The sequence below is a fragment of the Streptomyces sp. NPDC044061 genome (genome assembly GCF_056434305.1).
In genome coordinates, this window is sequence record NZ_JBWKFL010000064.1 from 1 (window position 1) to 23,759 (window position 23,759).

Below are 23,759 nucleotides of genomic sequence, written 5' to 3' on the forward strand. Positions count from 1 at the left end.
AGAGCGGCGATGCAGGAGATGCCTGCGATGCGGGCCATGTGACGTCGAGCGTTGATCATGAGAAACCTCGTAGTTCTAGGTAGTTCCTGGTGGGGGTGGATTCCCTTTCGGTAAATCCATTTCAGCCCGCCAGGCGCCCGCTGTACGTCCCCCGACCAGCGGACCAAGCGGCTGACACCCCCCTCCACCAAGAAAGGGAAGGCCCCGTCCGGCACTCCACGCGCCCAGCCTGGCCCCTCGTCGCTGGGATTGCGCCGGGGCACCCCGCCCGTCCAGAACACCAGGCTGAGCTTCCTCCCCTGCCCCCCTCATCCGGGCCTGCGGCGGCCCGCCCGCTACCGGGCCACCGTGACCGTCGGCAGGGCCGCACCACGCCCCGACCGGCCCGGCCCACGAGCGGCCATGCGGAGCGGGGAGCTGAAGAGCTGGTCGATGACGCAACAGTTCCGCGGGCCGGGCATGATCTCTCAGAAATGCCGCGGCTCCCGCACCGGAAGATGCGGGAGCCGCGGGAGCCACATGAGTACCTGCTCAGAGAAGAGCCTGATCCTGCGCGATGGCATCAGGGAATTGCCGGACTGTCGGCTGGAACAACCCATCGGCCGGCAGGTACGGCCCGATGCGATAGCGACGAGCCCCCCGGGCGTGTGGTGCTGAGCCGTCAGCTGACTCGTCCGTCAGTCCAGGGGACTCGTACGTCATGACAGCGGCGTCATCATCCGGTCGTTGAGCATCTTGAACGTGCCCGCGATCATCTTGTCGGCTTCGTCGGCGATGACCGCGCCCGTCGTGCCGCCCTGGGTGTTGTTGGTGCCGCTCTGCGTGCCGCCCTGCGTGTTCCGGGTGCCGCTCTGTGTACCGCCCTGAGTGTTGTTGGTGCCACCCTGCGTCCCGCCCTGGGTGTCGGTGTTGCGGGTGCCGCCCTGCGTACCGCCCTGCACGTTGTTGGTGCCGCCCTGGGCACCGCCCTGGGTGTTGTTCTCGCCGCCCAGCATGGCGCTCTGCACGTTGTTGGTGCCGCCCTGGGTGATACCGGTACCCCCTTGCGTGCCACCCTGGCCATTTCCGATGTGAATATTATTGGTATTACCGTTCCCCTTGTTGGTGATGTCACCGTAATACCCGTTATTAATGATAATGGTGCCGCCCCCCGGGAATTCAGGATCGTGGCCGAGTGCTGCGGAGGCCTGACCTGCTGTCGCGCCCATCAGCGCCACGGCAGCAGCGAAAGTCAGGGCTGTGCTGATTCCGACCCTTTTCATAGCAGTCCTTTCCTGCGGCAGATAGGAGGAGTGAATTCCTGTCGGACTAAAATGTCGCAACATCTCACTCCATAACTACAGCGACACGGGCGATGTCACCCGTACAGAGCGCCAGCGGACTGCACCGTGCTGGATGAGACTCTCGTGGGCCGCCTCCGGGTGGCACCAACCTGGATCCGGTACGGACTCCGCGAGCCCGCACTGGCACCGACTGGCACAGGCTGGCACCACTGGCGCAGCCTGGCGGCGCCAAAGCCCAGGTCACAGACCTGGGTCTGTCACTTGCTGCGGGTTCCGATCACTCGACCGATGAGTTCCGCCTCCCCGCGTCGTCTGCATGGGGAATGGCCCCCTTCCGCATCTGCGGGCGGCCCGAGATGAGATGACAAGGAGCGTGCACACCGTGGACCAGGAGAACGTGAGCGCCACCCTGACTGTCGCCGTGCCTGCAGCGAGGGTGTTCGCGGTGCTGGCGGACCCGACGACCCATTCGGCGATCGATGGCACCGGCTGGGTTCAGGAATCCGTCGACCGGGCGCCGCTGACCGAGGTGGGGCAGATTTTCCGGATGGACATGTACCACGCCAACCATCCAGATGGGGGCTACCAGGTGGCCAACAAGGTCCAGGTGCTCGACCCGCCGCGCGCCATCGGCTGGCTGACGGGGCAGGAGAGGGGCGACGGTCACCTGGATTCGGCGGTTGGAGCTGGCGTTACGACCTTGCACCGCTCGGTTCCTCCGAGACCGAGGTCACTCTCACCTACGACTGGTCGGCGGTGCCGCAGTTCATCCGGGAGTACATCCAGTTCCCGCCGTTCGGGCCTGAGCATCTGACCAACTCGCTGCACCACCTGGCCGAGCTTGCCGCACTGACGTCCCGAGCCGTGACGCCCGGCGGCGAGACACCTCGCGGGCGGCCGTAGCAGTCCACCTGAACGAAGAACTCGGCAACGTGAGCATCGGTCAGGGACCGGCGCGGCTGGGCGGCGGAGGCGTTGCCCATGGTCTCGGCGTGGCAGCAGGCAACGCAGGGCGTCGAGGTCGAAGGAGGCAAGGCGGATGCCGTGACCGGCCTCGGCGACCGGGATGTCGCGTGCGGGTCACCTCCATGTGAAGCTCGGACCCGAATTGGGCCGAGTTGATGCGCACCGGCCTCCAGCCGGCAGCCCGTACGCGAGTTCATCATGGGCGAGCAGCGTACGAGCATGGCGGTGTTCGAGGCTGTTCAAGTGAACCTGTGGTGCCACGATGTGGAGCGCTGCGCGGCGTTCTTCCGTAGCCTCGGGATGGCGGAGAAGTTCCGTTTCCCGTCCAACGGCGAGCCTCACCAGGTCGAGGTGAAGGCTGCGGGCTTCCGGATCGGGTTCAGCTCGGCCCGCGTGGGCAGCGAGCTTTTCGGCATCGCCACGACGCCCGGGGAGAACACCGAGGTTGTGTTGTGGTGCACCGATGTTGACGGCTTGCATCGGACGGCGCTCGACGCAGGAGGCGAGCCACTGACGAATCCGACCGACTCTCCGGACGGACGTCTTCGATATGCCTGGCTGCGCGACCCCGAGAGGCACCGCGTGAAGCTCGTGCAGGAACGCAGCTGAGCCGTGCGCGCCCAGCCAGTTGACCCACACGTTGTTGTTCAATGACCGAATGACGACTGACACCCCGACTCTCAACTCCTCCATACGCGACCGTGGCCTGCGACTTCGTCGGTGGGATCCCACCGACGAGACAGATGTCGAGACGTTCCTCCGCGGTTGCTGCGACCCGGAGTTTCAGCGCTGGAACACCCCGCTGCGCCCCATCGCGGATCTGGCAGCCGCCCGCGTCACCCTGCAGAGCAAGGCCGAGGCGGCCGAGGCCGGTATGGGGGCCGCGTTCTGCGTGGAAGACGCGGACAGCGGCACGGCGCTCGGACACATCGGCGTCAGCCGGATCGACCGCGCAATGCGGTCGGCCTGCGTCGGCTACTGGGTGCTGCCCGAGGCACGCGGCCAGGGCGTCGCCACCCGCGCCCTCGCACTGATCGTCCGCTGGGCGTTCACGGACCTGCGCCTGCACCGCCTGGAACTCGACCACGCCGTGGGCCACGAGGCGTCGTGCAAGGTCGCCGAGCGATGCGGATTCCGCTACGAGGGGACGCTGCGCGGCGCGATGTGGGAGGCCGGCCGTCGGGACGCCTTCCGTGACTGCCATCTTCACGCCCGCCTCGCGACTGACCCGGAGCCGTAACGGACGCGGAGGGAGGAGAGGCCACGGCGTGGTGCAGCCGTCGGGTTGCGCAATGGCCGCAGGGCCGGCGGCCGTAGGTGTGCGGCGACCAGGAGGTGCATGGGCTTCGCGGCGATCGCGACGCTGATCATCCGCCTCCTGCGCCTGGGTGTCAGCGCGGGCCGGTAGCGTCGGCTGGGTGGTCGATGACGTCGTTGCCTGGAGTCACCTCGTTGCCCTGCTGCCGGAAGCCGAGGCCCAGGAGATCAAGGATTGTTGGGACATCGGGGAGCAGGAGGCGGGCCTTGGTCTGCTCGTTTCCGGGATCCTCGCCCACCAGGTGCCGATCAGCGAGACGGTCAGGGCTCAGCTCTCCGTACTCGCGGAAGTATGGGGCGAGAGGGAGGCGCTCACGCCCCGGATCCTTCAATGCCCTCGGGACGAGGTGTCGGCCCAGCTGATATTGGTCGAGCGCGGCGGCGATACCACCGACGAGGCAGCGGATGGTTTCGACCAGGACCTGGCCGGCCTCGTCCTCGTACCGTGGATCGCCTGTACGAGATGCGGCCAGGTCCTGATGCGAGCCCATCACCGGGAACGCTGGGGAGATCTCTCCTACCTCGCGCGGCACTACGTGATCACGTCGCCGGATCGCGCCGCCGTCCCGCGTCTGTTCTCAGCCGACTTCGTCGGCGTGGCCTTCGGTGCCCTCCTGAACGAGTGCGCAGGGTCCAGGGACCGTCGTTGACTCGGAAGACATCAGGACTTCGGCGGCGGCTTACGGGGGTCAGCCCTCGCTCGGTAGCTCCCACGGGCGCGGCCCCGTACCGCACTGCCATGCCCGCAGTGCCTCGGCATCCACGCACACGATTCCGCACTGCCGCGCGTACTCGGCGGCTGGTGCCGTGAAGTCGCCGGTGGTGACGAGGACGGCGATGTCGGCTTGGTGGACGGTGAAGCAGGTGCCGCCGAAGCGCTGCAGGTCTTGGGAGCCGACCTTGTGGCCGTCGCCGTACCGCTTGCACTGGACGACGAGGAGGTGTCCGTGCGGCGTCACCCCGGTGACGTCGGCGCCCAAGTCGCCTGCGCCGCCGACCACTTCGACGTCAGTACAGCCGTCGCGGGCACACAGGCGGGCTATCACCTGCTCGAACTCGTCCGGTTCCAGGGCCACGAAGTCCGCGTAGTCCGCGTAGTCCGTGGTGTGCGACGCGGAAGCCGTCGCGGGGACGAATGTCTCCTCCACGGTGGCGAAGCCGGACGTCAGGGGCGGACCGGCAGCCCCCTCCGGGGCGGCGACCGGCGTCTCGTCGAGGGCGTCGGCCGCTGTCTCGGCTGCTTCCTCGAGGGCCTCCGTGGCGCGCTGTAGGAGTTTGCGTGCCGACCGGCGGCGTCGGCCGCGGTGGCAGGCGACCGTGCCGGCAAGAGCGAGGAGAAACAGGATCACCGCCCAGGCGGGACGGCGCTGCGCCACGGCCGCGACGGTGCGGGCGACCAGTCCCGCAAGGCTCAGCAGGAGAGCGAGAAGGATGAAGAACAGGGCCGTCGTGCGCAGGTCGAAGCGTCGACGGCGGCGCAACGGTCGCAGCGGGCGGGTGGGCGCGGTCACGGTGGTGGTTCCTCCCAAGCGGTCTTCGATGAAGATCACTTGGGCTTGTGCCCCAGGCGGGGCGGTTCATCGTGGTGCGGCCCGGGCTATGTTCCCTGCGCGGTCGTGGGGTGGGCTGCAGACCCTTGCCGGGCTCCGCGCGGTGGGCCCGCCATGATGGGCCGCGCCGGCCCACCGCGCGTGCGGGGCGTCAGATGCGGCCGCCGGTGAGCCGGGTGATCGGACCGTGGGTGTGCCGGCCGGAACGGCGGCCCACTGCGTACGACGCGGCCGTCAGCGCGGTCACGCCGGCACCCACACCGGCGGCGAGCAGCCTGCGGTGGGCGATCACCGTCCAGGCCGTCTTCGCCGTGGCGGCGACATGTCCGGTGGCCGCCCTGGCCGAGGCCGCGACCTGGCCGGTCGTGGCGACAAGTGCCTGGCGGCCCGCCTCGACGCCGCGGGCCGCGCCTTGCGCAGCCCCGCCGACCGTGTCGGCGGAGCGCTCGGCCTCGGCCTTGGCAGCCGCTGTGGCGTCAGACGCCTTGTCAGCGGCGCCCTTTGCCGCCCGTGCGGCGGGGGCTGTCGCCTTGTCCGCAGCGCGCCGGGCCTTGGATGCGGCCGCACCCTTGGCTGCGTGCTCTTCGTTCGTCTGCCTGTTCGGTTCAGTCATGGACTTCGCGTTGCCCCTCGCTCGGGCCGCAAACACGTTCGGCCGTACCGGGTGCGCGCCCCCTCTCCCGCTCCGCCACGGAATGGTGCGCCGCTGTCGGCGCACGGGGTGGGGTCAGCGGTGAACGCCCGGGCCGGAACCGTGCTCAGCGCCGCGGTGGGCGGTGACTGGGCTCGGTGCCGGGGAACCGGACCAGGCGCCGGAGGTTGTCATGGTGGTGGCCACAGGCCGGCGGGCAGGGTGTCGGGGTGTCTTCGGGGGGTGGCCGGCGGTCCGGGTGCGGCGCGAATCCTGGTCGGCACGTCTACGGAAAGAATCGGCCCGCGCTCGGGTGGTCCTGGGCGCCGTCCACGCAGATATTGGTGCCGTTGACCCCGCCGGCGCGGGCCGACAGCAGGAAGCAGGCCACGTCAGCGACTTCGTGCAGCTCGACCAGCCGGGCCCGGGGGAAGTCGTCGCGGGCGAAAGCCTCGTACTGCTCCGGGCGGTTGTCCCGGAACCCGGCCCACCCGCCGCCCTCGAACATCACCGAACCCGGACTGAGCGCATTCACCCGGATGTTGCGCGGGCCCAGTTCCTGGCCGAGTGTGGAGGCAAGGTGGATCTCCGCCGCTTTCGCCGTGGCGTACGACGACTTGGGGCCGGGCTTCCATCCCGTGATCGAGGCCACAATGAGGGCGCTGCCGCCGCCGCGCCCCTCGAAGTGCGGCACTGCGGTGCGGATGGCGTGGGCGGCGTGCAGCACGTTCAACTCGTACGTCCGCAGCCAGTCCTCGGGTGTCGAATCCATCAGCCCGCCGCCGTGCGCACCGCCGGCGTTGGCCACCAGCAGATCGAGCCCGCCCATCTGCTCGGCCGCCCGGTCGACGGCGCGGGCGAGCGCGTCCGGATCGGTGACGTCCGCCTGGAGGCCGGGCAGTCCTGACTCCTTCAGCCTTTGTGGGTCCCGTCCGCAGACGGTCACCGTCGCTCCCTCTTCCTGCAGCGCCCGGCCAATGGCCAGCCCGATACCGCTGCTTCCCCCGGTGATGAAGGCTGTCTTCCCCGCAAGTCCCAGATCCACGGCGACAGCCTGTCAGCAGACGGTGGCACGATCAACACGCCTGTTCGCCCGTACCGCGCGAGCAGGTCTTCCCACAACTTGGGTGCGAGCACCCACATGTGCTGTGCACGGTCAGGGTCGGAGTGCGTAGCACCGCAGCACGTCGAGATCGGCGGCGCGTACGACGGACCAGCCCGCGGTCAGGATCTCGGCTTCGGCGGGGCTGATTCCGAGGTGCTGGTTGGGATCACGGGCCTCACGGCGGCCGGAGACTTCGGTGACGACCCAGAAGGTTCCACCAGGGGCGAGGACCCGCCGGACGCGGTCGAGGAAGGCCGGCTTGTCGTCCATCCACCGGTAGACCAGGCGGCAGGTGACGACCGCGTAGGCGGGATCCGGCAGGGCGCGCAGGTCGTCCGTGGCGAAGTCCATGAGACGCCAGGCCGGCCGGTCGCCGTGCTGGGGAAATCGGGTGTTCCGGGCTGCGGCGATGGCGCTGGGCGCGAAGTCGATGCCGGTGGTGCGGTAACCGAGCTGGTCAAGTTGGCGGGGGGGGGGGGGCTCGCCGGTGCCGATGTCGAGTGCCGGGCGCCCGCGGCCCGGTCCGACATGGTCGGCCAGCAGCGTGGCCTCGGCGCTGGTGACCTTCCGGTACCGGCGCCCGCCGGCCCAGAGCTGCTCCCAGTGGTTGGCGGTGGCTGGGGTGGTTGTCATTCGTCTCCTTTTACGAGCGGGAGGGACAGCCGGGGCCGTGGTCCTGGTCGGGCGACGGGGGCTGAGAAACGTGGCAGCACCAGGGGAGGAGCCATTGCGGTGCGGGGGGCCGCCGGAACATCCGTGGTGGCCCCGGCTGCCCGGACGAGCGGGGCAGCCGGCTCAGAGCTGATCGACGAGCCGGTGCCGCAGTGTGCTGGGCTCGTGTTCATGGGCGTCATGGGCGGCGGTGGGAGGACCCGTCACGCTCAGCCTTGCGTACGGGTCATGCGGGATCTGCGACGGTGGGGGAGCCCGGGCGGGGGATGGAGCCTGCGGGCGCGTACTGGGCGGCCTGCGCGTCGAACATCGAGGCGTAGCGCCCTTGGGCGGCCATGAGTTCGTCGTGGCTGCCGTGCTCGACGAGCCGTCCGTGGTGCAGGACGTAGATGCGGTCGGCGTGGCGGACGCCGGACATGCGATGGGTGACCAGGACGACGGCGCAGTTCGGGGCGGCGAGTCGGCGGATGCGGTCGAAGGCGGCGATCTCGGCTTCCGGGTCGAGCGCCGAGGTGGGCTCGTCCACGATGAGCACGCTGTCGTCATCCGAGGTGGAGCTGCGCCAGTGGGTTCGGGCGAGTCCGATCTTCTGCCACTCGCCACCGGAGAGTTCGCTGGCGCCGCGGAACATCCTGGCGAGCAGACTTCGAAGCCCGTCGGGCAGCTTCGCGATGACCGGTCCGGCATCCGCGTAGTCGACGGACGGCAGCAGGTCCTCGGGATCGGCTTCCTGGGCGGGACGGCCGATCCGGATGTTCAACGCCGCTGTCACAGGCCAGCGTTGGAAGTCCTGGGTGAGCAGCGCGACGCGGCCGAAGACTTCGGAGCGGTCGAGGGCGGCGACGTCGGCTTCACCCCACCGCACGGACCCGTCCTGCGGCAGCAGCAGGCCCGACAACACCTTCATCAGAGTGCTCTTGCCGGAGCCGTTCTCACCGACCACGGCGGTGACCGAACCCATGGGCAGGGTGAGTGAGACCCCGTCCAGGGCGGGAGTCTCCCGGTCCGGGTAGCGGTAGCCGACCTTGTCGAGGACGACCTGTCTCACCCGCGGTGGAACGGGATCGCCCCCGCTGGGAATGGTGCGTCGCTCCGCCTCGTCCAGGAACCGGGCATGGTCGCGGACGTAGAGGGACTCCTCGTGCAGCTGGTTCACGTTCATCACCAGCGCCCCCAGGCTCGCCGAGCCGGACCGGACGGCGATGACGGCCGTCCCGGCCACGGCCAGACTCATGTGTCCGCTCATGATCAGCAGGAACATGGCCGCGTACGTCCCTGCCAGGGCGAGGCCGGACAGCGCGGCAGCCACCCACTCGGTGACGGCTTTGCTGGAAGCCAGCCGCTCCTGCTCCGCCTCGGCGCTCTCGGCCATCCGCTCGTAGCGGCTGAGCAGGAACGGCCCGACGGCGTGGATGCGCACCTCCTGAGCGGCGGTGCGCTCCGTGAGCAGGTTGCCGATGAGGCGGCCGGCCCGCACGTGCTCGATCCAGCTCATCACCGACACGTACCGTTCCTGTGCCACCCGCATCGCACCCCAGCCGCGCGGGGCCGCGATCAGGATCAGCATCGGCAGGAGGACCGGATGGAGGATGGTGAGGACGCCGGCCGTGGAGATCAGGGAGATGGTCCCGTTCAGGGCGGCCACGCAGGCGCCGATCATGCGGCGTGCGGATCCGGCGCCGTACTGGGCGACGTCGATCAGCCGCCGGAACTCCGGGTCCTCGATGGCCTCAAGCTCCACTGACGCGGCCGCGGCCAGGTACTGGGTCGTGGCGATCCGCTCGACCAGCGGCTCCAGCCGGCCCGCGCGCGAGGTGGACCATCCGGCCAGGCCCGAGTTGACCACGGCTGCTCCGGCGGCGGCGAGCAGGCCCGGCAGTACCGCCTGCAACCGCTGCCCAGGGGTACCCGAGCCGAGCAGCGCGTGCATGACGGAGTTGACCGCGAGCAAACCGACGGCCGCGGCGACACCCTGCCCGATCTCGCTGACGGCGACCGAGAGCAGGGCGCGGCGGTCCGCCTGCCACGCCATCCGTAAGGTGGCCCCGACCAGCCTGGGCATGGAGCGCAGAGCCGACATCATCGTCAGGTCGAGTCGGGCACGCTCGTGTTCCGACCAGCCGAAGTCGTAGCGCAAAGGGCCGCCGAAAAGCTCCTGCTCGGCATCGGAGACCTCCGGCTCGGCCATCTGTACGCGTCCGAAGAACCTCTTCACAGGGCGCCTCCCGGTCCGGACCGGCTCAGCGCCCGGAGAGCCGGCGTGGGCAGCCGCTGCGCCCTCGTGGGCGTGCTCATCTGCCCAGGAACCCTGTGGCTGGACTCGTCGCGGGACGGGCTCCCTTCGTCCTGGGCGAGGCTGTCGGGAGTCGGTTCTGCTTGTGTGTTGGCCGAAGTCAACGCGGTCCCCCTTGACGGTTGTGCGGCTGGTTCCTGCGGCTCAACGAATCAGCCGGAATTTCGAACACATGTGTTTCGGTCGTCTTGGTATCCCCGCGATTGAGCGCACGCCGGAGCGTGCGGGTTGCATCGACCCTTCTGGTGCAAGGGCCCGGGGCTGGAGCGGCGGTGGCCAAAACGCCGAGCGTGTCCTCAGGGGTGTGAGCCGCCAACGCTTCGTCCACTGCGCCGAGCATCCGTGCGCCGGGGCCGCGTTCCCGGTGAGCCGCACAGGGGGGACCTGCCTGAGTGGTTCGCGTGGGGTCGCGGATGACCACCTGCCGGCTCAGAACGTGGCCGGCCAGGGAACCGTGGTCTGGGCCGGGGCGCCGTAGTCGGTTCCGGGGACGTGCCACCCGTAGAGCTGACCAACCTGCGCCTGGAACCAGCCGGTGTCCGCGAGTTCGGCCAGGCTGTCGGTGGTCGCGGCTGCCCAGCGTTCGTGGACGGCGTCCTGGACCTCGTCGTCCATCTCCCAGCCGTCGAGGCGGATCCGCTGCTCCTGGTCGAGCTGGAGCGGCGTCGCGCCAGTGAGCTGTTGCCAAAGGGCGGCGGCCTGCTGAGCGGTGCTCTGGAAGTCGTCGCCGAGGACGGCACGGAGAAGGCTGGTGTAGAGGGCGATGGACGGGATGGCGGTCGAGGCCTGGGTGACGGCCGCGCCGGCGACCACGGTGTGGGCCTGTCCGCCGAGCGGAGCCAAGTCCCGCTGAAGGCGGCGGGCTGTGTCCTCCAGGTGCTGCTTGGCCGCGCCGATCGTGCCGGCCCGGTAGATCGGCGCGGTCAGGTCCGAGCCCACGTAGGAGAGCGCCACCGTGTGGAAGCCGTCGTGGATGAGATCACGCTCCGCCAGGGCGTCGATCCACAGCTTCCAGTCGGCGCCCCCCATGACCTGCACGGTCGCGTCGCGCTCCCCGTCGACGGCGGGCTCGAGCTCCAGTGAACCGACGAGTGGGGTGTCGCCGTCGAACTGCAGGGTCTTGGCCCGGTAGGCGGATCCCAGGGGCTTGATCGCCGAGTTGTGGACCTCACCGGTGACAGGATCGGTGCGGCGGGGCGCGGCGACGGTGTAGATGAGGTGGTCGACCTTGCCGTACCGGGCGGTGAGGTGGTCCAGTGCCTGCTCCTTGGCCGCGACGGAGAAGGCGTCTGTGTTGAGGAAGGCGAAATCGCTGTCCGGCCCGGCGAGTGCTGCGGTGCGGGCCGTCCGGTACCAGCCGCCGGAGGCGGTACGGCGTTCGGTCTCGGGGGCCTCGAAGGCGATGCCGAGTCCGCGCATACCGTAGGTGCGCAGCGCGGCGACGGTGGCGGCGAGGCCGTAACCGGCGCTGGAGCCGATGATCAGGGCAACCGGCCCCGCCGCGACGTCCGGGCTGGTGGGCGCGGCGGTGCGCTGCCACAACTCGTCGACGACGGCGGCGCAGCCCTCGGGGTGGGAGTTGACGTAAAGGAAGCCACGGTTGCCGGGCTTGATCTCGCGGAGAGCCATCGATTTCCTTCGTGCTGGGAGGTCATCGCCGGGGAAGAACGCGCGCCACCGGCACCGGGCGGCGATCCGACGGCTTCATCGGGCGATGAAGCCACGGGCCCGCTCCAGGTCGGCCAGGCCTCCTTCCTGTCCGGTCAACCCGCGTGCGGATGTGGGGACATGTGCCAGGGGCCGCTCAAAAATCTTGTCGATGTCTCATACGGCTGGACCGGGGGAGTGGCACCTCATCGCGGGGGGCCAAGCGGGTCCCGCCGATCTTTTACAGGCAGAAGGCCGTCCACGGCTGGGATTTCATCAACTGGTGGTGTAGATAAGTCAGTTGTTGCGTCTCCTGGATCGCAACAGGCGGCGATCGAGGTGACTTCAGTCGCTCTTCCTGCGATCGCCGACCCCCCTCATGCACAGCGAAAGGCACATGTATGGCGAACCACCGCAGGATGCGCTATGGCGGACGGACGCTGGCGCTCTCAGCGGCTGCCCTGGGTATGGTCGCGGCAATAGCCGTTCCGGCCTCGGCCGACGACCAGCCGACCCGGGCACAGCTCATGGCCGACTGCGACTCGGGCCAAGGGAAGTGCACCTTCAACGACCCGCAGTTGGGCCAGGCGTATCTCGGAGACTTCCACCGAGTCTCCGACTCGCTCTACAACTGCAGCACCTCGCCTGCCACCCAGTCGATGACCTGGTCCGACACGGTCGGTTCCACGGACTCGGCGGGCGTCTCCGTGACCGCCGGCGGCAAGATAGCGGGAATCATCGACCTCAGCGTGACGGCGACCTACAGCCACACCTGGTCGAGCACGCACGCGGAGACCAGCTCCGTCAACATGACGGTGAAACCCGGTGAAGTCGGCTGGATTTCCCGAGCGCAGGTGATGCAGACCGTCTCCGGTACCTGGCAGACCCACTACGACGACCGGAAGTGGGGCCACTACTTCTGGTTCGTCCCCGACGTCGTCACCGGTCCCGCCCCGAACGGGACGGACGGTCAGAGCAACGCGGTGGTCGTCAAGTCCAGGAAGATGACCGCTGAGGAGAAGCAGTCCTGCTCCAGCCGCTCCGGTAGGGCCAAGACGTTCGTCGTCCACGGCTGATCCACCGATCGCGCGCCCGGCTGCCTCGTGGCCTGTACACCCGCGAGGCGGCTCGGCAGCGCCTTCAGCCCGAGCGGTCGCGGTTCGTGGACCGGCAAGGGGCCTCGTGGCCGATACGTGGTGCACGGTGGCCGACCCGCTTGAACCCAGCGCGCTGTCGTTCGTGGGGAACAGGGCCCTGAGCGCAGCCGTCCCTGTCCAGCCGGTTGCGCAACCGGCGAAGCGACCGCGCGTCGAGACGCTTGCGCCCCGATGTTGACGTCCACAGCCGCCGCCTCGCCGTTCCGCAGGCCACAGCCGCTCAGCAGGTCGACGATCAACATGAACCGCGAGGACTGGACGTCGGACAGCCGCTTCGGCGAGGTCAAGGACTACGGCGGCGCCCCGCTGCTCGCGGAGAACTGCCGAAGGCACCGCTGAAACCACCCGGAAGGACACGTTGACCTGTGGAAATGTAGGTGTCTACTCCAGGTACCGCGAGACCAGCAGTGGGCTCGCCCTGCAACTTCGGGCGTCGAGTCGTCGGACGTTTGGGTACACACTTACTGGACGACGCCGACAGCCGGCGCTGCACCCGAGCCGATCGGCTGCACCGGGACAGCCTCGCCGGGCGGGCCACCATCACCGTGCTTTCACCTTGGTCGCCGGCGGCCTGACCAGCGCACACTGGATGTATGCGCGGGATGACCGTCGGCCAGGCGGCGGAACTCGAGGACTTGCTCTCCGAGGCCGTCGTAGAAGCCGTCCAGGGAACGAGCGCCTATGCGGGGAGCATCTTCGTCCGCTCCCGCGACCGCCGGTCGATCGTGCTCGCGGCGACATGTGGTGTGCCGCCTTCCCTGCTGGGCGGCTGGCGCCTCATTGCGGTGAACAGTCCCATCCCAGCCGCCGTGGCATATAAGTCCGGGCGCACGGTTCACCTGGCAAACGCGGATGAGACGATGCAGCGGTATCCCCAGCTCGCGGTGGCTCTGCCGTACGCCTTCGGCTCCTGCTCGGTGCCGGTGCGGGCAGGTGGGGAACGCTTCGGATCGCTGGCGATCGTGTGGCCGGCATCGCCGGGCAGTGAAGGGCTGTCCAAGGCCCAGCGCCGCCACCTGCGGAGCGTGGCCAGCCGGCTGGGTGACCGTCTGGCCTCAATCCAGGACCGCACCGGGACTCCTGTGGAGTGCGGCCCGAAGACGGCTCCCGTGGAGAGGCCGGCTCCCTCGGCAGGAGCTGTGCGGGTGGGGTTGTTCAACTGGGACCTCGGCTCCGGCACTCTCAGCGTGGACGACGCGCTCTGCGCGATCTTCGGTCTCGACCCCGATGCTTTCGACGGACGAGTCGAAACGCTTGCTGCGTGCCTGCACCCTGGTGATCGAGCAGCTTTTCGGGCCTGCGCCAGGGAGGCGGCGAGCGAGGGCCAGAGCACTGCGCATCGGATGCGCGTAAGACATCGTGGCGACGGCGGCGGAGGCTATCGCACGGTCGAGCTGTGGGGACGCGCCGCGGAAGCCGACGCCGCCCGCCTCGGTACCCAACTGGTCGGCGCGGTCGTGGATGCTCAGGTCGGCACTGCGGCCGTCGCCGCGGTCGAACGGCTACGGGACGGGCTGTTCGCCCTCGCCCCGGACGGGCGGGTCACCTATGCCAACCACAGCGCCCTACGATTGCTGGACATCACCGCCGAGGAGGTACTGGGCCGCTTCCTCTGGGATGTGCTGCCGTGGCTGTCCGACCCTGGCGTCGAATACCGGCACCGGTCCGCAATGATCTCGCAGACACCTTCGTCCTTTCTGGTGAGCCGAAGGCCCGACCAGTGGCTCGCCTTCTCCCTCCACCCACGGCCGGACGGGGTGACCTGCTGGGTGGCGCCCACCACCCAGGCCCCATCGGCCGGTGCAGTGTCCGCTTCACCGGTCACTGCGGCACCCGCCGCCGCACCGGCGCGTTTGGGCGTCATGTACCACGTCCTGCAGCTGAGCAGCGCGCTGACGGAGGCAGTCACCACGCGCCAAGTGTGCCAAGTCGTCTCCGACCAGCTCCTGCCGGCCTTCGGGGGCCAGCAGATGGCGATCTATGTGGTCCGCAGCGGAACGATGCACCTGCTCCATCACACCGGCCGCCACGAACAATTCCTCGACTGGCTGGAGGGCGTTCCGCTGCACGCCCGAATGCCGGGAACGGAGACTCTGACCTCCGGTTCTCCGCTGTTCATCGAGTCGCAGCAGGATCTCGCCCGGGGTTACCCGGGGATCCTCATGGGGCAGGTGAGCTCCTGGGCGTATCTGCCGTTGATCGCCTCCGGCCGCCCGGTCGGCACCTGCGTGCTCGGCTTCGACGAGATCCACCACTTCACCGAGAAGGACCGCGGCGTTCTGACCGCACTCGCCGGGCTGATTGCCCAGGCCCTGGAACGAGCCCGGCTCTACGACTCGGAGTTCGCCGTCGCGCACGGCCTGCAACAGGCGCTCCTGCCGCACCGGCTGCCAACAGTCCGAGGTATCCGCACCGTCGCACGCTATCTGCCCGCCACCAGCGGTATGGACATCGGTGGCGACTGGTACGACGTCATCCCCACCGCCAATGGGGCCCATCTCGTCATCGGCGACGTAGAGGGGCACAGCATCGCTGCCGCTGCCACCATGGCCCAGTTGCGCAGCGCGGTACGGGCTTTCGCAGCTGCGGGACATACGCCCGGCGACATGATGACCGGTGTCAACCGAACCCTGATCGACCTCGACTCCAACCTGCTGGCGAGCTGCTGCTACATCCACCTCGAAGCCCACGGCCGGTACGCCTACGCGGTCACCGCCGGCCACCCTCCTCCTCTGCTGCGTCGCCCCGACGGTACGACCGACGCCATCGACCTGGATGTCGGCCCACTCCTGGGCGTGGATCACGCGAGCGCCTACACCCAGACGCGTGTCGCCCTCCCGCCGGGATCCGTTCTCGCCCTCTACACCGACGGTTTGGTGGAGGAACCCGGCACCGACATCGACGTGGGGATCGACCGCTTGCGCGCATCGCTGGCCCACACCCGTGCGGACTCACTGGACGAGCTCGCCGATCGGATCCTGCACAATGCCCGCCGCTCGCCCTACCGGGCCGACGACATCGCCCTACTGCTCACCGAGCACAGTGTCGACCACGGCCCACATCCACATCCCAAGGAGACCGTGGGGGACCGCTACGACGACTCCACATCGGGGCGCTGATGAGGGCCTCGTGGTCGTTCGCGGGCCACGACAGGGGCAGGTTCTGGGCCGGCGGGCGAGGAGGCCGGTGAGGGTGCTGCCGTCGGTGACCGGGTGGTCGAGGGAGAGCAGGCGGGCGCCGTGCATCTTGCGTTCGACCAGCGGCCGAAACTGCCGATGGACTGCACTCGATGCGTGCTTCAGCCGCTCAGGCAGGTGGAAAGAGGGAACCGGCTCGTCCTGTTCGAGCGGTTCGTGGCCATGGTGGCCGGGACAGCCCGAGGCTGAGCCGGCCGGGCTTCGAGCCGGGGGCCGTTCCGCCTCCTGAACACGTGTGGCGCCGTCGTGTGACGACGACCTCATCCTGGAGCCAGGCCCGCGGTCGGTCCACGCGGAACATTCGTTGAACGAAAGTGACCCGGCCTGCCCGTGGGGGCACGCACCACCGCTCCCGCCCGCACGCTTTCGCGGCGAGGCAGCCGGACCGCCGGCGGCACCTTCACCGCGCCGATCGCCCTGCACGGCGGCACGTGCCCGGACCTCACCGACCCGACGGCGCCCGGGGCGCCCGGGGCCCTGCGGCGGCCGTCCCGTCCAGGCGGACGACGGCCCCCGGCAAGGTGCGTACCGCCCCACCGGCCGCGACGTTCCCTCTCGCGGGTCCGTGTTCACCGCCTGATCCGCTGGTGTGGGCGAAGCGGCACCTGGTGTTATTGAATGAGGTGTGCGGTCAGGGATCTCGGGGCCCCGCTCGCACGGGTTCGGGTACGGCCCCGGCTCTGCGCCGGGGACTGGCGAGCGAGCTGAGAGAGCCGCATGGACTCCACATCCTCCCCCTCGTCCTCGTCGCCGTTCGACATGGTCAGCAGTGCCCTGGGGCGCTACATCCCGCGCGGCGGAGCGGCAGCGGCCGCCGGTCCTGCCGAGGCGCAGGGTGACCGCACCACCCGCCAGCGCGTTCCCGACACCCCGGAAGCCGCCCGTCAGGAGCAGATCCTCGGCGCGGTCAACCTGGACAGGGATCTGAGAGTCACCCGCTCCAATCTGGAGGCCCCCGTCTTCGCGGGCGTCGACGCCGTGCCCGGGAGCCCTTTCGTCGATCTCCTGCCTCCCGGGGACGTACCGACGGTCACACGGCGGTTGCGGCAGGTCCTGGAAACCGGTGAGGCGCACGTCGCCCGGATCCAGCGCCTGCAGCGCGGTGACGGGTCGGAGCTGGTGGTCTCGCTGAGCATCCTGCCCGCCGCGGCGCCTCAGGAAGGCCTGACCGTGTCCGTGATCGCCATGGCCAAGAGGCTGCACCTGTACGCCGCCGAGACCGCGATCGGCACGTCGCTGGACATCGGCGAGACCGCGCAGTCACTGGCGGAGTCCCTGCTGGCCTGGGGAGACGTGGCCGCCGTCGACCTCGACTTCGCCGTGTGGACGGGCGAGGGTGTCGCCGAGCAGGCGCACGGGCGCATCCGGCTGCGGAGGGCGGCCCTGGTACCGGACCGGGCGTGGCCCGAGGGGTATGTGACTCCGGGCGACGATCTTCCCAGCGACGCGAGTCGCCTGCTGGCCCAGGCGGTACGGCGGGACGATGCCCCGCAGGCCATCGTCATGCCCGACCGGGAGGCGGTCGAGCGGGTGCTCGGCAGTCCCCGGGTGATGCGTGCCCTGGTGCCCGGTGACCGATCGGCGGGTGTGGCGTGCATACCGCTGGTCCTGGACTGCGCGCCGCCTGTCGTACTGGGCGTGGCGGAGATCTGGCGGCGGGCGGACTCCCCCTTCCGCGACAGCGAGCTGTTCGACCTGCAGGAACTGGTGGCCAGGACCGCCCACCACGTCGACCTGGCCCGTCAGCACCAGCGCGAGCACACGCAGGTGCTGGCGTTGCAGCGCCGGCTGCTGCCCCGGATCGGCGGCGACACCATCGAGATCGCGAGCATCTACCAGCCCGCCACCCCCGACAGCGCGGGCGTCGGCGGCGACTGGGTGAACAGCTTTCCGCTGCCGGACGGCCGTACCGCGCTGGTGGTCGGTGACGTCGTCGGCCACGGCCTGGGAGCCGCGGCGACCATGGGCCAGCTGAGCATGGAGGCCCGCGCGCTGCTCTCCGCGGGATTGGCGCCCGACGAGGTGCTGGAGCACCTGGACGAGACCGTGACGCTGCTGGACGACCCGGAGTCCGGACTGGCTGCCGGCTACAGCGCCCTCGGGTCGACCTGCTGCATCGCCCTATACGACCCGGTCAGCCACCGCGTGGCGCTGTCCAGCGCCGGCCACCTCCCCCCGGTGCTGGTGTCTCCGGACGGGCACGCGGGCCCGCTCGACGTCCGTCCTCATCCCGGCCTGGGCGCCGAGTTCGCCCTGCGGGAGCCGTTTGACGTGCACACGTTCGATGCACCCCCGGGTTCCGTGCTCGCCCTCTACACCGACGGCCTGGTGGAGGATCCCGCCGTCTCGATCGACGAGGGCATCGGCAGGCTGGCGGACGCCGTGTCCACGGTGCACCCCTGGGACGCCCTGCAGCAGGCCGCACGGCGCGTGGTCTCCACGCTGGCGCCCGTGCGTCAGCGCGACGACGTGACCCTGCTGCTTGCGCGCATGATCGGCTACCGCAAGGGGGACACCGCGACCTGGCGTCTGCCGGCCCGCTACGACGCGCCCGCCCGGGCCCGCGCGCATGTCTCCGCGCTGCTGCGGCAATGGCCTACCAGGGACCACACCCGGGACAACGTGCTGCTGCTGGTCAGCGAGCTGGTCACGAACGCGGTCCGCTTCGCCACCGGTCCCATCACGGTACGGCTGATCAGATCCGGTCACGGCCTGCTGTGCGAGGTGGGTGACACCGGCAACGGCAGGCCGCGGCTCGGCGTGGGCGGCCTGCTCGACGACGGTGGGCGTGGCCTGCGCATCGTGCACAGGCTCACCACGCGGTGGGGGGTGCGGTGGACGGACACCGGCAAGGTGATCTGGGCGGAAGTCGCGAGGTGACACGGCCGCGGGGCGGGGCGCGGCCGTCGCAGGGGGGCGCGGCGAAGGTACGGGCGGCGTGCGCGCGGCGGTAGCCGGCGCCACCGACGGTACGGACGGCGCCCTCAGCGGTACGCGGGTGGCGTGACCGGTGGCGCGGGCGGCTCACTCACTGTTACGGGTGGCGCAGGGTCGCGCTACAGCCACTCCCCGTCCAGGGCGGTGGCAGTGAGGCCAGGGGCAGCCGCGTACAGGACGGCACGACTGCCCGGCTTCTGCCCGGCGTCGTACGCCCGTCGCATGATGTCGAACACGGCGGCGCCTCCGCGGTTGCCGCTGGTGTAGCTGTCCCGGCTGTAGTCCAGCAGCCCCGACGGCCAGGCGTCGGGCATCGTCTGCTCCATGTACTCCAGCACGCGGGTCCCACCGGGGTGCGCGAGCAGCACGTCGGGGTGCCACGAGTCGGCGTGGTCCTGGTACCGCACGCGCAGCCACTCCCACATCGCGGTGACCGTCTCCTGCACGGCGCGCGGCCCACGCCGGTCCATCACGAAGTGGGTGCCGTCCGCCCGCGTCTCCAGGCGGTGCAGGTCCTGGGTGCCGGGCAGGGTGTGGTGCCAGGCGGCGTCCAGCCGCAGCATCGACTCGGGCCTCGGCCGGCCCGTGACCACCGTGGCGACCGCGGTGTCCGCGAACAGCAACCGGACGATCAGGGACTCGAGGGTGTCGTCCGCGGGCTGGTAGGTCGTGCTCAGCGCCTCCGCGATCACGACCAGGACCACCCGGTCGGGGTCCGCGGCCACGAGATCCGCCGCCAGCGCCAGCGAGCGGGTCCCCGCGATGCAGGCCCACTGCGTGGCAGGCAGCAGCATCGCGTCGTTGCGGAGCGAAAGCCTGTTGGCCAGGGCGATGTCCAGACCCGGCAGCGCCGGGGTGGTCGAGTTGCTGGTGATCAGGCAGTCGACGTCTGCGGCGTCCAGCCCGGCGATCTGCAGAGCCCCGCGCGCCGCACGCTCCCCGTAGTTCTGCACGGCTTCCCAGGCCGGTGCGGTGCGCTCCTGGACGGTCTGCGGCGCGGGTATCGCCTCGAGGGCGGCGATCACACGTTCCACGTCCTGCTCGGTGAACCCGTCGCGGGCCAGCGCCTCTTGGGCCCGGTCGATGCCCGCAGCCCGCAGCCCGTTGCCGTTGCCGGGCGCGACGGCGGTCTCCAGCGGCAGCATCCACCCGCGGCTCTCGATGCCGGTACTGGCCGCGATGCCGTCGATCCGCGGCGCCCACGCCGCGTGCGGGTGCCGGTCGCGCACCTCCGCCACGATCTGGCTGGTCTCCACGGCGTGCTCGCCGTGTATGACGGCAGGAGGGCAGAGGTAAGCGGCCATGATGGGCACCTTTCTGGGGGGAAACTAGGGAGAACATCACGAGTGCTGTGTCATGAGTCACTTCGGCACTTCACACCCAAGTTGACACCAATACGCCCTATTTCGGCGTCGGCATCCGTTTCGAGCATGGACGCCAAATGGACATTTCGGCTGTGATGCACGCAACTTGGGTGGCGTTTTGAGTGTGTGAGACGGCGCACACCGCTGAGACCGGGGTGCCCGGAGCGATTCGGTAGATCGACCCTGACGCACCGTCAGTTCAACCCCTGGCGTCCCCGAGGTGATTGCTGGGCGGCGGTGGGGGATAGGTGCTGCCGACCGGATACGACACTCGGCACGCACCAGGCTTCACGGGGCCGCGCCGGAGGGCTCTGTGACCGCTCTCACTCATCCGGACGCGGCTCGCCCGGGCTCCGGCGCCGGAACCACCCGTTGCCCAGTGCGGTCTGTGCTCGCCGAAACCCGGGAGTCGGACGGCCCGGCTCGTCGACCGTTCCCCGGAGGGCTGATGGATTACGCGAGCCCGGAGCTGCTGGGAAGTGCCAGTGCCAGTGCCAGTGCCAGTGCCGAGTCCGTGTGGAGTGTGATGCGAACCGGTGTGAAAGTGGTGGCGTCCACCGTCGACTCACCGGTGCCGGGATTGCGGGCGTAGCGTGGGTGGGCGCCTGCGCTGATCTGCCAGCGGATGCGGTGGCCGACGGGGAAGCGGTGGGCAGTGGAACTCATCGGCACTGTGAGCTGCGAGGGTGCCTGTCCGGTCGTCCGCAGTCGGCCGAAGCCGTCACAGACGTTGACGCCGCGGCCTTGTGGGTCCACGTCGCACAGGCGGGTGAAGACGCCGGCGTGTCCGGTGTCCGTGGAGATGCTCAGTCGTGCGGAGACAGGGCCCAGGATGTCCATGGGCTCGGTCAGTGGTGGGCCGGTGAAGGTGAGGACGTCGTCTCGCGCCTCCAGAGTGCCGTTGTCCCGGGGGCCTGCGGTGCGGGAGAGCAGTGGGCCGCCGAGGGAGGGAGTGGGGTCGGTCGGGTCGTAGCGGAACGCCGTCAGGGGTGCGGAGTCGGCGGGGGCCTGCCGGCTGAGATGCCCGCCGGGGAGGGGGTACCACGAGGTGGCAACCGCGGCCGGCGGCCAGTCGTCGAGGTCCCGCCAGGTGTTTTCGCCGCCGATGTGCACACGCGCCGCTGTGGGACGCAGGCCGGAGGGATCGCCGTACAGATGGGCGCGCAGCCATGCGAGGCTTTCGGTGAATACCTCGGGCCATCCTTGCTGCGGGGCGGATGTGTGGGTCCAGGGACCGACGAGCAGGGCGGTCTCACATCCGGCCTGGCGCAGCCGGTCGTACTGCCCGAAGGTCTGGTCGACCAGTGCGTCGTGCCATCCGGTGATCAGAGCTGTGGGGATGCGGAGCCGCTCCGCCGACTCCGCCAGCGACGCGCCGCGCCAGCACGCGTCGTCGGCGTCCGGGTGTGTCATGACGTCGTCCAGCCAGGGCAGTTCGCGCCCGAGGGCTGACACATACGCCCCACGCAGGGGTTGCGCGGTGGTGACGTCGCGCAGACGGCGCCACAGGCGCAGCGTCGCCCGGAGGAACGGTGCCGTGCCCCGGTGCTGGTAGGTCATGCCCACGCCGACGGCGAGGGCGTTCTCCAGGTTCAGCACTCCGTCTGTGTGGAACAGGGCGTAGGGATCGTGCAGCCCCACCTGCACCACCATCGCCTTCGGCTCTGGCGGCGGGGCCGAGGCGAGCGCCCATTGCACGTAGCCCAGGTAACTGGGGCCGATGGTCCCGAGTGTTCCGTTGAACCAGGGTTGCTCGCGCAGCCAGGACACCGTGGCCTGGCCGTCGGCGGCCTCGTTGCGCCACAGGTCGAACACGCCGCCCGAACCGCCGGTGCCGCGGCAGCTCTGCAGGACCATGTGGGTGCGGCGAAGCTGGAGGTCTTCGCCCAGCTCACCGCATTCGTGGCCGGGCACGTTGCCCATGAGATCGCGCAGGCCGCAGTCTCACGAGCACCGGAGCGGGCAGCAGCCGAGGCTCGCTACCTCGCCGCTGTCGCCGCCGACGGCTGCCACCCGGAACTCGCCGAAGCCCTCTCGGCCCCCGGACGCCCCCTCACCCCCGACGCCACCTTCACCCGGTTCCTCAACCGCCTGATCGACGGCCTCGATACCGACTGAAGCCACGCACCTGCCGCTGTCGTCCCGCTCGCGGTGCCTGCGAGGAACAGTCCGTCGGCCTCGCCGAGGCCCCGCCCGCGACGAAGGCTGCCCCAGATCCGTTTTGGCGGTTGACCAGCTGCCTGCCGAGTGGGATCTGACGGGGCAGCACGCGGATCACAGCACGGCTCACGGTAGAAGCGGATCAGTCCGGTCTCGTGGCAGGGCATCCCGCTTGCCGCCGTACTGCCGCACGGCGGCCGGGTCGTGGCGCAAGCGGGGCGCGGCCGTACCCTCGTCGTCCTTGCCGCTCCCGTCCTTCTCGGTGGCGACGGCGGAGGCGGACAGAAACGTCGCGACGGCGAGGCTGCCCCACAGAGCGGCCGGGCCGTGGGGCGCGAGGGCAGTGATGGCCGCCGGCGAGACGGCGAGCCCGAAGCCCGTGGAGAGTTCGAAGCGGGCGAGGACGCGTCCCAGGGCATGGGCGGGGGCGAGGTGGGTGACGAGCGCGGTGGCGCTGCCGGCGTAGACGATCTCGCCAACGGTGCAGACCACGGACACCGTGGCGACGGCCGGGGCACCCCAGCCGTGGCCCAGTGGGGTGGCCGCGAGGAAGCCGAGGTAGGAGGCGGTGAGTATCACGCCTGCGAGAGCCAGCGCCGTCCGCCGGGAGAACCGGGACATCAGGACGGTGACCGGCACCTGCAGGGTGACCACCAGCATCGTGTTGCCGACGAAGATCGCCGCCGACCACACCGGGGATGCGTGCAGCTGTGTCACCAGGATGAGGGGGAGCGCGATCTCGGGGACGTTGAGGCAGAAGGCGTAGACGACGTTGGCTGCGAGCAGCGCGCGCATCCGGGGCGCGGGGCCGTCACCGGCCTCCTTGCCCGGGGCGGCGGCCGGACGCGCGTGCAGCCGGACCGACCAGGCCAGGGCCGCCGCGGTGAGATAGGCGAGCCCGGTGACGGCTGCCAGCGCCCGCAGGGCGGTGGTGCCGCCCGCGAGGATCACCGTGGCGATGAGCGCGCCCACGCCCAGCGCGGCGTTCCGCAGGGCGCGGCCTGCCGCGAGCGCGGTGTCCCGTTCCCGGCCGTGGGCGAGCGTGGCCACGACAGCCGCGTGGGCGGCCGGCCAGGCCTGGTTGCCCATGCCGAGGAAGAGCGCCGCCGCGGCGAACGGCCATACGTGCTCCGCAGGGGTGGCCAGCAACAGCGCCACCCCAAGCACCCGTACCAGCATCGACGACGCCACGACCGTGCTGCGTGCGCCCAGGTCCAGCCATCGGCCCACGGCGGGCACGCACACCAGACCCGCGACGACGCCGGCCGTCATGGCGGTGCCGGTGACCGGCGCGGACAGCCTCAGCACCGTCACCCCGTACAGGAGCAGGAACGGCCGCAGCAGTCCGGTGCCGAGCGCGTCCACGGCCAGGGCGACGGCATAGCGGGGGCCTCCGGAGGCACGGACGAGGGCGCGGGGCCGAATCTTGGATGTGGTTGCCATGGCGTCAGACAGTGCGGACAACCGAACTGCCGGGCAC

Annotated in this window: 17 protein-coding genes and 2 pseudogenes; 9 read left to right on the top strand and 10 right to left on the bottom strand. The window is 70.1% G+C overall.

Translation table 11 applies throughout. The features are described 5' to 3' along the window. Positions 1-698 precede the first annotated feature (698 nt). On the bottom strand, positions 699-1,217 hold the full coding sequence (locus AC07CM_RS45535; RefSeq protein WP_478882456.1) for a hypothetical protein: 519 nt from the start codon (positions 1,215-1,217) through the stop codon (positions 699-701). 448 nt (positions 1,218-1,665) lie between these two features. Between AC07CM_RS45535 and AC07CM_RS45540 the strand changes: the two genes are divergently transcribed. From AC07CM_RS45540 to AC07CM_RS45555, 4 genes are all read left to right on the top strand, one after another. Next, complete coding sequence (locus AC07CM_RS45540; RefSeq protein WP_478882457.1) at positions 1,666-2,097, top strand: SRPBCC family protein; 432 nt, start codon at positions 1,666-1,668, stop codon at positions 2,095-2,097. 371 nt (positions 2,098-2,468) lie between these two features. Continuing rightward, positions 2,469-2,858 carry a VOC family protein gene (locus AC07CM_RS45545; RefSeq protein ID WP_478882458.1) on the top strand — a complete coding sequence of 130 codons (390 nt, stop codon included), beginning with the start codon at positions 2,469-2,471 and terminating at the stop codon, positions 2,856-2,858. Between the two features lie 49 nt (positions 2,859-2,907). After that, positions 2,908-3,489 (top strand): GNAT family N-acetyltransferase, encoded by a 582-nt coding sequence (locus tag AC07CM_RS45550; protein WP_478882459.1) that lies wholly within the window; start codon positions 2,908-2,910, stop codon positions 3,487-3,489. Between the two features lie 178 nt (positions 3,490-3,667). After that, a complete protein-coding gene (locus AC07CM_RS45555) occupies positions 3,668-4,216 on the top strand; it encodes a hypothetical protein (RefSeq protein WP_478882460.1) in 549 nt (182 codons plus the stop codon). 39 nt (positions 4,217-4,255) lie between these two features. Here the strand turns inward: AC07CM_RS45555 and AC07CM_RS45560 are convergent, their stop codons facing one another. From AC07CM_RS45560 to AC07CM_RS45585, 6 genes are all read right to left on the bottom strand, one after another. Next, positions 4,256-5,077, bottom strand: a complete 822-nt coding sequence (locus AC07CM_RS45560) for a restriction endonuclease (RefSeq protein WP_478882461.1) — start codon at positions 5,075-5,077, stop codon at positions 4,256-4,258. A 190-nt stretch (positions 5,078-5,267) separates the two neighbouring features. After that, entirely contained in the window at positions 5,268-5,729 is a 462-nt protein-coding gene (locus AC07CM_RS45565; protein ID WP_478882462.1) for a hypothetical protein, read from the bottom strand. 304 nt (positions 5,730-6,033) lie between these two features. Next, positions 6,034-6,792 (bottom strand): SDR family NAD(P)-dependent oxidoreductase, encoded by a 759-nt coding sequence (locus AC07CM_RS45570; RefSeq protein ID WP_478882463.1) that lies wholly within the window; start codon positions 6,790-6,792, stop codon positions 6,034-6,036. 111 nt (positions 6,793-6,903) lie between these two features. After that, the gene (locus tag AC07CM_RS45575; protein ID WP_478882464.1) at positions 6,904-7,485 is read right to left on the bottom strand and encodes a class I SAM-dependent methyltransferase; all 582 of its coding nucleotides are present in this window, start codon (positions 7,483-7,485) and stop codon (positions 6,904-6,906) included. Positions 7,486-7,750: 265 nt separating this feature from the next. Then, positions 7,751-9,739: an ATP-binding cassette domain-containing protein gene (locus tag AC07CM_RS45580; protein WP_478882465.1), complete on the bottom strand. Its 1,989-nt coding sequence runs from the start codon at positions 9,737-9,739 to the stop codon at positions 7,751-7,753. A 507-nt stretch (positions 9,740-10,246) separates the two neighbouring features. Then, positions 10,247-11,446, bottom strand: coding sequence for an enoyl-[acyl-carrier-protein] reductase FabV (locus tag AC07CM_RS45585; protein ID WP_478882466.1), 1,200 nt, complete (start codon positions 11,444-11,446; stop codon positions 10,247-10,249). Between the two features lie 419 nt (positions 11,447-11,865). Here AC07CM_RS45585 and AC07CM_RS45590 point away from each other — a divergent pair, with 419 nt between their 5' ends. From AC07CM_RS45590 to AC07CM_RS45605, 4 genes are all read left to right on the top strand, one after another. Then, positions 11,866-12,540: a hypothetical protein gene (locus AC07CM_RS45590; RefSeq protein ID WP_478882467.1), complete on the top strand. Its 675-nt coding sequence runs from the start codon at positions 11,866-11,868 to the stop codon at positions 12,538-12,540. A 252-nt stretch (positions 12,541-12,792) separates the two neighbouring features. Continuing rightward, positions 12,793-12,960, top strand: coding sequence for a hypothetical protein (locus tag AC07CM_RS45595; protein ID WP_478882468.1), 168 nt, complete (start codon positions 12,793-12,795; stop codon positions 12,958-12,960). A 254-nt stretch (positions 12,961-13,214) separates the two neighbouring features. Beyond that, the gene (locus AC07CM_RS45600) at positions 13,215-15,740 is read left to right on the top strand and encodes a SpoIIE family protein phosphatase (protein WP_478882469.1); all 2,526 of its coding nucleotides are present in this window, start codon (positions 13,215-13,217) and stop codon (positions 15,738-15,740) included. Positions 15,741-16,535: 795 nt separating this feature from the next. Next, complete coding sequence (locus tag AC07CM_RS45605; protein ID WP_478882470.1) at positions 16,536-18,698, top strand: ATP-binding SpoIIE family protein phosphatase; 2,163 nt, start codon at positions 16,536-16,538, stop codon at positions 18,696-18,698. A gap of 176 nt (positions 18,699-18,874) precedes the next feature. On the opposite strand, the gene AC07CM_RS45610 is transcribed toward AC07CM_RS45605, so the two are convergent. Both AC07CM_RS45610 and AC07CM_RS45615 read right to left on the bottom strand, forming a co-directional pair. Then, a complete protein-coding gene (locus AC07CM_RS45610; protein WP_478882471.1) occupies positions 18,875-20,059 on the bottom strand; it encodes a beta-ketoacyl-[acyl-carrier-protein] synthase family protein in 1,185 nt (394 codons plus the stop codon). A gap of 513 nt (positions 20,060-20,572) precedes the next feature. After that, positions 20,573-21,979, bottom strand: a pseudogene (locus AC07CM_RS45615) (CocE/NonD family hydrolase); the annotation flags it as partial. Between AC07CM_RS45615 and AC07CM_RS45620 the strand changes: the two are divergent. Further along, positions 21,980-22,237, top strand: a pseudogene (locus tag AC07CM_RS45620) (TetR/AcrR family transcriptional regulator C-terminal domain-containing protein); the annotation flags it as partial. It lies immediately after the preceding pseudogene. 168 nt (positions 22,238-22,405) lie between these two features. Here AC07CM_RS45620 and AC07CM_RS45625 read toward each other — a convergent pair. After that, the gene (locus AC07CM_RS45625; RefSeq protein ID WP_478882472.1) at positions 22,406-23,722 is read right to left on the bottom strand and encodes an MFS transporter; all 1,317 of its coding nucleotides are present in this window, start codon (positions 23,720-23,722) and stop codon (positions 22,406-22,408) included. Positions 23,723-23,759: the final 37 nt, after the last annotated feature.